The 11,999-nt window shown below is 72.2% G+C and carries 9 protein-coding genes; 5 read left to right on the top strand and 4 right to left on the bottom strand.

Annotation, left to right across the window (positions count from 1 at the left end):
• Positions 1 to 41: 41 nt before the first annotated feature.
• Positions 42 to 1,085, bottom strand: a complete 1,044-nt coding sequence (locus AVW09_RS05615; protein ID WP_063257088.1) for an AraC family transcriptional regulator — start codon at positions 1,083 to 1,085, stop codon at positions 42 to 44.
• 228 nt (positions 1,086 to 1,313) lie between these two features.
• Here AVW09_RS05615 and AVW09_RS05610 point away from each other — a divergent pair, with 228 nt between their 5' ends.
• From AVW09_RS05610 to AVW09_RS05600, 3 genes are read left to right on the top strand one after another with little or no spacing between them, the layout of a single operon-like run.
• On the top strand, positions 1,314 to 2,621 hold the full coding sequence (locus tag AVW09_RS05610; protein WP_063257087.1) for a sensor histidine kinase: 1,308 nt from the start codon (positions 1,314 to 1,316) through the stop codon (positions 2,619 to 2,621).
• Positions 2,609 to 3,274, top strand: a complete 666-nt coding sequence (locus AVW09_RS05605) for a response regulator transcription factor (RefSeq protein WP_063257086.1) — start codon at positions 2,609 to 2,611, stop codon at positions 3,272 to 3,274. Before AVW09_RS05610 ends, AVW09_RS05605 begins: the two co-directional genes overlap by 13 nt.
• A complete protein-coding gene (locus AVW09_RS05600; protein ID WP_063257085.1) occupies positions 3,271 to 4,110 on the top strand; it encodes a hypothetical protein in 840 nt (279 codons plus the stop codon). The genes AVW09_RS05605 and AVW09_RS05600 overlap by 4 nt, the downstream gene beginning before the upstream one ends.
• 24 nt (positions 4,111 to 4,134) lie before the next feature.
• Here the strand turns inward: AVW09_RS05600 and AVW09_RS05595 are convergent, their stop codons facing one another.
• Positions 4,135 to 5,067: a DMT family transporter gene (locus AVW09_RS05595; RefSeq protein WP_082822842.1), complete on the bottom strand. Its 933-nt coding sequence runs from the start codon at positions 5,065 to 5,067 to the stop codon at positions 4,135 to 4,137.
• Between the two features lie 40 nt (positions 5,068 to 5,107).
• On the opposite strand from AVW09_RS05595, the gene AVW09_RS05590 reads away from it, so the two are divergent.
• Positions 5,108 to 5,602: a MarR family winged helix-turn-helix transcriptional regulator gene (locus tag AVW09_RS05590; RefSeq protein WP_063257084.1), complete on the top strand. Its 495-nt coding sequence runs from the start codon at positions 5,108 to 5,110 to the stop codon at positions 5,600 to 5,602.
• Between the two features lie 62 nt (positions 5,603 to 5,664).
• Here the strand turns inward: AVW09_RS05590 and AVW09_RS05585 are convergent, their stop codons facing one another.
• Both AVW09_RS05585 and AVW09_RS05580 read right to left on the bottom strand, forming a co-directional pair.
• Positions 5,665 to 9,852 (bottom strand): DUF3418 domain-containing protein, encoded by a 4,188-nt coding sequence (locus AVW09_RS05585; protein ID WP_063257083.1) that lies wholly within the window; start codon positions 9,850 to 9,852, stop codon positions 5,665 to 5,667.
• 135 nt (positions 9,853 to 9,987) lie between these two features.
• Positions 9,988 to 11,160 (bottom strand): glycoside hydrolase family 3 N-terminal domain-containing protein, encoded by a 1,173-nt coding sequence (locus AVW09_RS05580; protein WP_063257082.1) that lies wholly within the window; start codon positions 11,158 to 11,160, stop codon positions 9,988 to 9,990.
• Between the two features lie 88 nt (positions 11,161 to 11,248).
• On the opposite strand from AVW09_RS05580, the gene AVW09_RS17595 reads away from it, so the two are divergent.
• Complete coding sequence (locus AVW09_RS17595; protein ID WP_063257081.1) at positions 11,249 to 11,995, top strand: MerR family transcriptional regulator; 747 nt, start codon at positions 11,249 to 11,251, stop codon at positions 11,993 to 11,995.
• Positions 11,996 to 11,999: the final 4 nt, after the last annotated feature.

The following is an 11,999-nucleotide window of genomic DNA, read 5'->3' as shown; positions in this document are numbered from 1 at the left end:
GGGAGCGGGGCATCGGAGGCTGCCCTCGCCGGGGAGCGGTGCTAACCGTGCGGGGTGTCGCGTCCGAGCGCGCGAACGCGCTCGGGTGGTACGGCGTCCATCTCGCGGAGGGCCCGGCTCATCGCCGATCGCGATCCGAAGCCGCTCACTCGTGCGATCATCTCGGTGCTCAGCGCCGGATCGCCGGCGATCAAGGACAGCGCGTGGTGAGCTCGATGGCGCCGGATCTCCTGTGCGACGAGGAGCGAGCGATGGCGGAAAGCGCGTTCGAGGGTGCTGCGTGAGACGCGCAGTTCTGCGGCCAGGCGCGTGGGTGAGAACTGAGTATCCCGGTACTCCTGCGCGATGATCCTCCGCGCCTCGGAGAGCAGTCGATCCCGATGCCGTGTGCGGGCGGAAGCGAGGACGAGCGAGCGGGCCACGTCACGAGTCAGTGCGCGCAGGATGCCCATTTCCTGGGCGTCGTCGGGGGTCGGCATCGGATCCAGGGATGCCGCCTGAAGGTACGCGTACGCCGAGCGGAACACGGGAGAGGTCGCCGAGAGCGGGCCGATGGTGTGGGGATCGAGAGAGAGCGGTTCGATCTCGGCACTGTCGAAGGAGAAGAAGATCATCTCGCTGTCCTCACGACCCCGGATGCGAACGGGGTACGGACCGGGGAAGATGACGCACAGACCGCCGCCGTCGGTCGTCCATTCCACCCCCGTGCCGCTCACCTCGAGAACGCCGCACTGGACGAAGACGAAGACGCAGCGACTGCTCGCGTCCGCGTCCTCGCGTGACCACTCGATGGTGAATGGCGCCGAACGGATGTGTGCGATCGTGTACGCCGGCAAGGCCACCGAGTGGATCGCCAGTCGGACCGGATCGCCCTCCAGGACCCGGAAGTCGGCCTCGCCCGCGAACTCCTTCATCCGCTGGAGGTCGAGGACGGCGCCCGGGATGTGCGCGAAGCGGCGCTGGCCGCCGAGGCCACGGGCGTACGAACGGGGCAGGACGGTCCGCGTGCGGATCTCGACCCCTCGTGCCGACCCCTGCGTCGCGCTGGGGTGGTGAGACGCCCGCCCGGCATGCAGGTCTTGCATGGATTCTCCTCGTTCGATCACGGTGCCCCGTGCGCAATGATGACCAGCGCTCCGTGCCGTGAAGGCGGCGCGGGTGGGTTTTGCCTCAGCTCGAACGCGGAGATGACGCTAATCGCACCGCCCGTGGGTGTTCCTTTCGCGCGAAGAGGGGTCGTTAGGGATAACCCGAACGAGGAGGCGGGCTGGCCCGGCTGACCCGGATACGGGCGGCGTCCTACCGTGGGACACATGACCACGGCATCCGTCCTTCCTCCTTCCCCGCCGCCGCTGCCCGCGCTCCGGAGCGCGGCGCCGCGGACGTCGGTGCGCATCTCCTCGCCCGGGCACGTCGCCGGGGCCATCGCCCAGCTCGCCGCGCTCGGCGCGATCGGTCCGGCCGTGTTCGGTGGGCTGTTCAGCCTGCTCGGTGCGGGCGTCGGGCTCCTCTTCGCCGTTCTGATCGGCGTCGTCGTGCTCGCCGGTCTCGTGTACGCGCTCTACGCGGTCGCGTGGTTCGAGCAGGCGCGTCTCGAGGGGCTCTACGGTTTCGAGCTGCCCGCCCTGCGCGTGCGGCGCAGCCCCAAGCCGGGCTTCGTCGGCGTGCTCCACACCATCTGGCTGCAGGCGATCGACCCGCGGCAGTGGCGCGCGATCGCGTCTTTCACGGTTTCGACCGTTCTCGGTGTGGTCGCCCTTCTGCTCGTCGGAGCTGTCGCGTGGGGGCTCGCCCTCGCCGTCAGCCCCATCTTCGGGTGGACCCCCGTCTCCTTCTTCGGCCTGCTGCGACTCAACGGCGTCGCGGGCCCGCTCGTGGGAGCGCTGCTCGCCCTCGTCGCCGTCGGCGCCCTCGTCGGGCTCGGGCTGCTGCACGGGGTCCTGGCCCGCGCGATCCTCGTGCCGTCCCGCGAAGCGCTGCTCGAGGAGCAGGCCCGCACGTCCGACACGCGGCGCGCCGGTGCCGTCCGCGCCGCCGAGGTGGAGCGCACACGCATCGAACGCGATCTGCACGACGGGGTCCAGCCCCGGCTCGTCTCCATCGGCATGACCCTGGGGCTCGCGCAGACGAAGATCGACGACGACCCCGAGGCGGCGAAGGCCCTCGTCGCCGAAGCACACGCCTCGACGAAATCGGCCATCACGGAACTCCGGCAGCTGGCACGTGGCATCCACGCGTCCGTCCTGGAAGATCGGGGACTGGATGCCGCCCTCTCGGCGCTCGCATCGCGGTCGCACATCCCCGTGACCCTCGACGTGCGCCTGCCGCGCCGATGCAGCCGGGCGGCCGAGGCGGCGGTGTACTTCTCCATCGCGGAGGCGCTCACCAACGCCGCGAAGCACTCGCGGGCCGGGAACTGCCGCGTCGACGTGCGGGTGCGCGACGACGGGTCGCTGTGGGCCCGGGTCGAGGACGACGGACTCGGCGGGGCGCGCATCGTCCCGGGCGGGGGCCTCGACGGCATCGTCAACCGCGTCACGGCAGCCGGCGGAACCGCGCGCATCGACAGCCCGCAGGGCGGCCCGACGACGGTGGAGGTGACGGTCCCGTGCGCATCCTGATCTGCGAGGACTCCGTCCTCCTGCGGGAGGGCCTCGTCCGCCTGCTCGCCGACGACGGCCACGAGGTCGTCGCCGCTCTCCCCGACGCGTCCGGCCTCGACGCCGCCGTCGCCGAGACGGACCCCGACCTCTGCATCCTCGACGTGCGGCTCCCGCCGACCTGGACCGACGAGGGCATCCGCGCGGCGATCGCGTTGCGGTCGCGGCATCCGGGGCTCGCCGTCCTCGTGCTGTCGCAGTACGTCGAGGAGGAGTACGCGAGCGACCTCATCGCCGACGGACAGGGGTCGCTCGGCTACCTGCTCAAGGACCGCGTCGCCGACGTCCGCGACTTCCACGACGCCGTCGCTCGCATCGCGGGCGGGGCCACCGTCCTCGACCCCGAGGTCGTCGGGCAGCTGCTCGCGCGGCGGCGGCGCGACGACCGGTTGCAAGCGCTCACCGAGCGCGAGCGCGCGGTGCTCGCGCTGATCGCGGAGGGGCGGTCGAACCAGGCCATCGCGCAGGCCCTGTTCGTCTCGCCCGCGAGCGTCGAGAAGTACATCACCGCGATCTTCACCAAGCTCGGACTCGAGCAGGACGAGACGGGGAACCGCCGCGTCATCGCCGCACTGGTCCACCTGGGCCACGACACCACCGGAGCATCCTCATGACCGTTCAGACCCCCCTCGAGCCGACGCCGGTGCCGCCGACCGCGCCGGCCGCGCCTCCGCGGTCGAAGGCCGCTCTCACCGTCGCGATCGGGACGATCATCGTGGGCGGCTGCATCATCCTCGGGACGCTCGTGAGCACCGGATTCACCGCGGTGCGGGACCTGCGCGGTAGCGAGGCGGGCGCCCCGGTGCAGCAGAGCGCCGTCGACGGCGTGCGCGACCTCGACATCCAGGTAACCGGCGGGGCGCTCACGGTCGCGTTCGCCGATGTCGCGGAAGCACAGCTCGACGGGAGCGGCATCGGCGGGTGGACGCTCGAGCAGCGCGGCGAGACCCTGAAGGTCGCGACACCGCGTCGGTCGTTCGCCGACTGGGGCAACGGGGCGGAGGCGACCCTGACGCTCCCGAAGAAGCTCGAGCGCTCGAACCTCGACCTCCGGGTCGAGGTCGCCGGGGGCAGCCTCGATCTCGGCGGGGACTACGGCGATGTCGAGGTGCAGGTCACGGGCGGCGGCGCGACGGTGACCGGGAGCGCGAGCGCGCTGACCGTTTCGGTCTCGGGCGGTTCGGCAACCGCCGACGTCGAGGGCGTGGATGCCGCGAGATTCGAGGTCACCGGCGGCACCCTGACGGCGGACCTCACCGGCTCGGCGCCGGCGCGCACGAGCGTCGAGGTGACGGCGGGCTCCGCCGACATCGGGCTGCCCGACGACACGTACCGGTTCACGAGCGAGGGGCCGGGGTCGATCGACAACGGCCTGCGTACCTCGCCCGCGGCGACGCCGCGCGTCGATGTTCAGGCGACGATCGGTTCGGTGACGCTGCGCACGTCCTGAGCCGCATCTCTCCCGCGTGAGGGGTCAATTTCTGTTGTCTGGAGTGATCTGTGGCGACAGAAATTGACCCCTCACGCGCGTGTGCGTGTGCGTGCGCGTGTGCGTGGGCGTGGGCATGGGCGGGCGCGAAACCGCGATCGCGGCGAGGACCGCGAGGATGCCGAGGAGCTGGCCCGCGCCGAGGGACTCGCCGCCGACGGCGATGCCGAGGAGCACGCCGGTCACCGGGTTGAGCAGGCCGATCAGGCCGACGGTCCCGGCCGGCAGGAGACGGAGCCCCGTGAACCAGCACACGAACGCCAGGGCCGTCGCCACGACCGCGATCCCGGTATAGGCGGCGACCCCGGTGGCATCCACTCGCGGCGGCGGTCCCTCCACGACGGCCGCGACGGCGATCAGGGCGATCCCGCCCGCGGTGAGCTGCCACGACGTCGTGGCGAGGAGCGGCGTGTCGTCGCGCCACCGCGTCGTGAGGATCGCGCCGAGCGACGACGACAGGAGGGCGACCGCGGATGCCACGACCCCGGCGGGGGAGACCCCGTCGGCGCCGAGGCCCACGATGAGGATCACACCGGCGATGCCGAGAACGGAGCCGATCGCCCAGCGGCCTGTCGGGCGCTGCCGCAGCAGGGGCCACGCGAGACCGGCCAGCGCCAACGGCGCGAGCGCCATGATCGACGCCGCGACGGACGAGGGCAGGAGCTGCGCGGCGACGTACACCAGGACGAAGAAGCCGCCGAAGTTCAGCGCTCCGAGCGCCGGCGCCTTCCACCACCACGCTCCCCGTGGCATCCGGCGGGCGAGGAGCCAGAGCAGGATGCCGGCCGGGAGGGCGCGCAGCGCCGCACCCCACAGCGGTGCGTCCGCGGGGAGGAGATGCCGGGTGACGACGTACGTTGCGCCCCAGGCGATCGGGGCGACGGCGGTGAGGGCGACCGCGCGCCAGGTAGTTTCCATGGAAGACATAGTAGCTTCCGGGGAAGATAAAGTGGGTCGTATGAACGACTTCGACCGCGTCGACCGGATCGTGGGGGAGTGGCGCGAGGAGCGGCCCGACCTCGACGTCTCGCCCCTCCACGTCATCGGACGGTTGCATCGCGTCGCCGATCGTCTGCGCGAGGAGCTGCTGCGCGTGTACCGCGAGCACGGGCTCGGCGAGGGCGAGTTCGACATCCTCGCCGCCCTCCGTCGTCGGGGCGAGCCGTATGCGTGTGCGGCGGGCGAGCTCGCGCGCACCACGATGGTGACAACGGGCGCCGTGACCAAGCGCGTCGATCGGCTCGCGGCATCCGGTCTGGTCGTCCGTCGGGGGAGCGACGACGACGGACGCGGGCGCATCGTCGCGCTGACTCCCGCCGGGGTGCGCGTCATCGACGAGGCGTTCGCCGCCCACGTGCGCAACGAGGAGCGCCTGCTCGGCGCCCTGACCCCCGCGCAGCGCGCCACCCTGGAGGCGCTGTTGCGGACGTGGGGTGGCTTCTTGGGGGTGTGATCCGCGCGTGAGGGGTCAATTTCTGTCGCCTGGAGCGCTCCGAGGCGACAGAAATTGACCCCTCACGCGCCCTTCAGCGCCTTCGCCAGACGCTGCGGAGACACCGGCTCGGCCGTGCCGAGACGCTGGGCGAAGAGGCTCACGCGGAACTCCTCCAGCAGCCAGCGCGTCTGCACGAGGTGCGCCGCGGCGTCGGCGGGGAGCGGCGTCACGCCCCCGGCCTCCACGAACCCGGCGGCCCCGCGCTCGTACTCGGTCATGCGCTGGCGGTCGCGGCCGGGGTTGTCGGGCAGGGTCTTCACGCGTTCGAGGGCGCCCGCGAGGTACCGCGGCAGGTGCGCGAGGCGGGCGAGGCCCGTGCGCGAGATGAAGCCGGGGAAGATCAGGCCCTGCAGCTGCCCGCGCACGTCGTTGAGGGCTCCGAGGAGCGTGATGGACGAGGCATCCTTCATCGCCCTCTCCACCTCGCGCTGCGCGAGCAGGATCTTCGCGACGAGCGACACCGCCTGGAACGTCTGCTCGACCGACGCGGCCGAGAACGCGTCGCGCACGCGCTCGAACTCGGCCCGCGTGCGCACGACACCGCTCGGCGCGTGGCGGAAGAGCACGTCGTCGGCGACGGCGACGCGCGCGTCCTCGATGAGGGCCTTCGCGTTCTGATACGGGGAGGCCGCGAGCGCGAGCTTCTCGTTCGCGGTGAGGTGGTCGAGCACGTACGACGCGGGGGAGGGCACGGCGAGCAGCAGCAGTCGACGGATGCCGGCACGGGTGTGCCGCGCGGCATCCTCGGGCGTCGCCTCGACGCGCAGTGCCACGCTGTCGCCCTCGTCGACCAGCGCGGGGTATCCGCGGACGACGCCCCCGGCGACCGGGGTGTCGACGACCTCGGCGAGCTCGTCGAAATCCCAGGTCGTGAGCTTCGCCCGCGAGGCGAAGGCGGGGGATGCCTCGGCGACCCGCGCCGCGGCCGTCCGCACCGGAGGGCGCGCGATCGTCGACTCCACGCTCGAGCGCGCGCGGTCGGCGAGGCGCCGCTGCAGGGCCCCGAGGTCACGGTCCGAGCCGACGGCCCGCCCGCGCGGATCCACGGCGCGGAACGACATCATGAGGTGCCCCGGCACGCGGTCGAGTTCGAAGTCCGCGGCGCTCACGCGCTGGTTCGCGACGCGCTGCACCTGCGCCGCGAGCGCGTCGACGAGCGTGGTTCTGGGCAGGCCGTTCGCGTGCTCGGGGCCCTTCTCGGCGAGCTCGGCACTGAACTTCTCCGCCCAGTCCGCGGCGGGCACGACGTTGCGACGGATCGTCTTGGGAAGCGCGCGCAGCAGGGCCGTGACCAGCTCGTCGCGCATCCCCGGCACCTGCCAGTCGAAGCCGTCGGGCCGCAGCTGCGCGAGGAGCGGCAGCGGGACGACCACCGTCACGCCGTCGTCGGGGGCGCCCGGCTCGAAGCGGTAGGCGAGGTTCAGCGTCTGGTCGCCCTGGCGCCAGCGCGCGGGGAACGCCCGGTCGTCGCCCTGCGCGCGGTCGCCGGTGAGGTCGGACTCGCGCAGGTCGAGGAGGTGCGGCGTGCGGTTCGAGGCATCCTTCCACCAGGTCTCGAACGAGCGGACGTCGGTGACGTCCGCGGGGATGCGCGCGTTGTAGAACGCGAACACCGCCTCGTCGCCGACGAGGATGTCGCGGCGGCGTTCGCGCTCCTCGATCTTCTCGAGCAGGCGGCGCTGCTCCTGATTGCGGCGGAGGAACGCGGTGAGACGCTTGTCGAGCACCGACGGGTCCCACTCGCCCTCGACGAGTGCGTGCCGCACGAACATCTCGCGCGCGAGCGGGCGGTCGAAGCGCGAGAGCTGCACGCGGCGTCGGCCGACCAGCTCGACCCCGAACAGCGTGACCTTCTCGTACGCGGCGGCGGAGCCGGCATCCTTCGACCAATGCGGCTCGCTCAGCGACCGCTTCACCAGGTCGGGGGCCAGGTCTTCCGCCCACGCCGGGTCGACCGCCGCGACGGTCCGGGCGAACAGGCGCGAGGTCTCGACGAGCTCGGCCGCCATGACAGCGGACGGCCGCTTCTTCTTCAGCCCCGAGCCCGGGAAGATCGCGAACCGCGCGCCGCGCGCCCCGATGTACTCGCCCTTCGTGGGGCGGGTGTCGCCGGGCGTCTTGCGGTCCTTCGGCGCTGCGATCGTCCGCGGATCCAGGATGCCGATGTGCGACAGGAGGCCGGACAGGATCGCGCGGTGGATGGCATCCCCCTGCGCGTGGCCCTCGGGGGCGTCCCCGCGTCCCCCTTCTGACGCGGTATGTCCCGAATGGTGCGGTCTCGAGCGGCCCGAGGCAGCCCTTTGTGGGACATGGTTCTTCGCCCCGCGCTGCTCGCCGCGTCCCGCGCCGAGCAGCGACGTCAGCTGCCGGTGGACGTCGACCCACTCGCGCACGCGGACGTAGTTGAGGTGCTCGTTGCGGCAGAGGCGCCGGAACGCGCTCGACCCGAGCTCGGCCTGCTTCTCGTGCAGGTACTCCCAGAGGTTCAGCAGCGACAGGAAATCGCTGGTCGGATCGGTGAAGCGCGCGTGGAAGCGGTCGGCTTCCTCGCGGCGGTCCTCGGGACGTTCGCGGACGTCCTGGATCGACATCCCGGCGACGATCGCCATGACCTCGGGCAGCACGTCGGCACCGCGCGCCTCGAGCAGCATGCGGGCGAAGCGCGGGTCGATCGGCAGCCGCGCGATCTCGCGACCGATGGCGGTCAGTCGCGGGCCGGTGTCGTCCCGGCGGTCGCGGCGCTGTCGCGACGGGTCGCCGTCCTCGCGGACGTCGCGGGTGGCGTCGGCGCGGGACCCGGGCGCCGGGAGCTTCACGGCCCCGAGTTCGACGAGGAGGTCGAACGCGGCCTTCACACCTCGAGAATCGGGCGGGGTCAGGAACGGGAACGCCTGGATGTCGCCGAACCCGAGCGACAACATCTGCAGGATGACGGATGCCAGCGACGTCCGCAGGATCTCGGGCTCGGTGTACTCCGGGCGGCGGAGGAAATCCTCCTCGGAGTACAGCCGGATCGCGACGCCCGGGGACGTGCGACCGGCGCGGCCCGACCGCTGCTGCGCCGACGCCTGCGACACGGCCTCGATCGGCAGCCGCTGGATCTTCGAGCGGTTGCTGTACCGGGAGATGCGGGCGGTGCCGGTGTCGACCACGTACCGGATGCCGGGGACGGTGAGGCTCGTCTCGGCGACGTTGGTGGCGAGGATGACGCGGCGGCGGACTCCCGCGACCGTGGAGCGCTCGAACACCCGGTGCTGCTCGGCAGCGGACAGGCGGCCGTACAGGGGGAGGACTTCGGTCGGGGCGGCATCCTTCTGATACGCCCCGCGGATGGCATCCGCCGCGTCCCGGATCTCGGCTTCGCCGGGGAAGAAGACGAGCACGTCGCCCGCGGGCTCGCGATCGAGCTCGCGGAGGGCCGCGACGACGGCGCCGACCTCGTCGGGGTCGTCGGTGTCGCGGCCAGCGCGCGCCGAACTCCTGACTTTCTGCGGCGCTCGGGCAGCCGGGCCGCGGGAAGTCGGGGCAGCGGAGTCGGCGGCATCCGGAATCTCAGGAGTTTCGCCCGCATCGTCCGCCCCGTCGAGGGGCCGATACCGGATTTCAACCGGATACGTCCGCCCCGACACCTCGATGACCGGCGCGGGCACGGGCTCCCCGCCGGGTGTGGCGGGCGGCGCGGCGAAGTGCCGCGCGAAGCTCTCGGGGTCGATCGTCGCCGACGTGACGATCACCTTGAGGTCGGGTCGCTGCGGCAGGATCCGCCGCAGGTATCCCAGCAGGAAGTCGATGTTGAGGGACCGCTCGTGCGCCTCGTCGACGATGATCGTGTCGTAGCGGCGCAGCAGCCGGTCGCGGTGGATCTCGTTGAGCAGGATGCCATCGGTCACCAACGCGACCCGGGTGTCGGCCGACACCTTGTCGGTGAACCGCACCTTGTAGCCGACGGTCGTGCCGAGGGGGACCTGCAGCTCTTCGGCGATGCGCTCGGCGATCGTCCGCGCGGCGATACGGCGCGGTTGTGTGTGGGCGATCGACGTGCGGCCGAGCTCGAGACAGATCTTCGGCAGCTGCGTCGTCTTGCCCGACCCGGTCGCGCCGGCGACGATCACGACCTGGTGGTCGCGGATGGCGCGCGCGATCTCGTCCCGCGCGGCGCTGACGGGCAGCTCGGGCGGGTAGACGATGACGGGTTCGGGGGAGGACACAGCCTTTCAGCCTATCGCGGCGTGAGGTCGGCCGCGCCGCACTGACGCCCCGCGCCCCTTGCGCCTCCGCCCGCACCCGCGTGAGGGGTCAATATTTGTCGCTTCGGGAGCCCGGAAGCGACAAATATTGACCCCTCACGCGTCCGGGGACGGCATCGCTGCCTTCGCGGCAAGCACGCGGCGGGCGGCGGCATCCACGTTCGCGGCGAACGCGGGGTCGGCCTGCGCGCGCGCCAGCACGGCCTGCCGCATCTCGGGGTACACCGACGGGTCGGCGGAGACCAGCAGCAGGTCCACGCCGGCGGCGACCGCCAGCGTCGCGCGGTCGGCGGGCGACCAGGGCTGCACCTGCTGCGCGGCGGAGAGGTCGTCGGTCGTGATCACGCCGTCGAAGCCCACCCGGCCGCGGAGCACCCCGACCACCGTCGGCGAGAACGCCGCGGGCGCGTTGGGGTCGATCTTGGCGTAGATCGCGGTGGACAGCATCGCGACCGCCGGGCCCTTCTTCAGCACCGTGGAGTACACCCCGACGTCGGGGCCGTCGGCGGTGACGAAGTCGTCGGTCACCCCGGAGGACGTGTCGGTGTTCTCACCCACGTGCCCGAGTCCGGGGAAGTGCTTGAACGTCGGGAGCACGCCGCCGTCGCGCATCCCCTGCGCGAACGCGCCGGCCTTGGCGGCGACCGTCGCGGCGTCGTAGCCGTACTCGCGGTTCAGTTGCCCGATCGGCGGGTTGCTCCCGGCGGTCTCAGGGCTCGTGACGACGTCGGCGACGGGCGCGAGGTTCATGTTCACCCCCGCCTCAGCGAGTTGGCGACCCCACGTCGCGGCATTCGCGCGGAGCGTGGCGGCATCCTGCTGCCCCTGGTCGAGAGCGGACGGGATGCCATCGAACCCGGGCCCGGAGAGCACTTGGACGTCGCCGCCCTCCTGGTCCGTCGACACCCACAGCGCAGGACGCCCGGCGGGGACGAGAGAGGTGAAGCCGCGGACGAGGTCGGCGGTGGCCGCGATGCCCGCATCCGAACGTCCCTGGAGGAAGATGCCGCCGATGTGGTCGTCGCGCACCGCGGCGACCGTCGTCGCGTCGGCGCCGTTCACCGACGTCCCGACCATGAACATCTGCCCCACCTTGTCCTCGAGGCTGAGTCCGGCGAGCGGATCCGGGGTCGGGGTCGGGCTGGGCGTGGGAGTGGGTGTCTGCGTCGCCGGGTTCACGGACGGCGTCGGAGCCGGTTCTGGAACGCAGCCCGTCAGCACCACGGCGGAGAGCAGGAGCAGGATCGTCGACCGCGCGATGTTCCTCACCCCTCGATCGTGGCGTATCGCGCGCGCGGTCGGGAGGATCCCTTCCGGGCTTGACTCTTCCGTTACGTCAACCGACACAGTGGATGCCATGAACGAATGGCCCATCGCCGAGGTCGCCCGCGCAGCCGGGGTGACCAGCCGCACGCTCCGTCACTACGAGAGCGTCGGGCTGCTCCGCCCGTCCCGCGTCGCCGCGAACGGCTATCGCTTCTACGGCGAGACGGAGATCGCGCGCCTGTACCGGATTCGCGCCCTGCGCGCCCTCGGCCTGCCGGTGCCCGACATCGCCCGGGCGCTCGCCGACGAGCAGTCGCTCGGCGAGACCATGCGCGCGCACGTCGCCGCGCTCGAGGAGGCGCGTTCCGGGATGGAGCGCCGCATCACGGCGGTGAGGAACGCCCTCGCCGCGCTGGAAGAAGGGAAGGACATGGACATCGACGATGTCCTCGCGGGGGTCGACGACTCGCGCTGGGAGAGCGAGGTGCGGGAACGCTGGGGAGACGACGCGTGGGAGCGCAGTGCCGCTCGCCGCGCCGCGATGAGCCCCGCCGAACGCCGGGCCGACGACGCGCACGGCCACGACGTGATCGCGGCCGTGAGACGAGCCGCGGAGCGCGGCCTGGCTCCGGATGCCACGGAGTTCCAGGACCTCATCCGCACCCACTACGCCTGGATCGCCGAGCAGTGGGGGCGTGTGCCGGGGGCCGAGGCCTACCGCGGTCTCGGCGACCTGTACGTGGACGATCCCCGCTTCGCCGCGAACTTCGGCGGCGCGGAGCAGGCCCGGGTCGTGCGGGACGCGATGGCGGCCTACGTCGCCGCGCACCTCGACTGACCCC

Origin of the sequence: Microbacterium sp. T32 (assembly GCF_001619615.1) — a bacterium.
Taxonomy (GTDB): Bacteria; Actinomycetota; Actinomycetes; order Actinomycetales; family Microbacteriaceae; genus Microbacterium.
The sequence above is the reverse complement of the archived record's forward strand: the minus strand, read 5'-3'. Positions and strand labels throughout refer to the sequence as shown.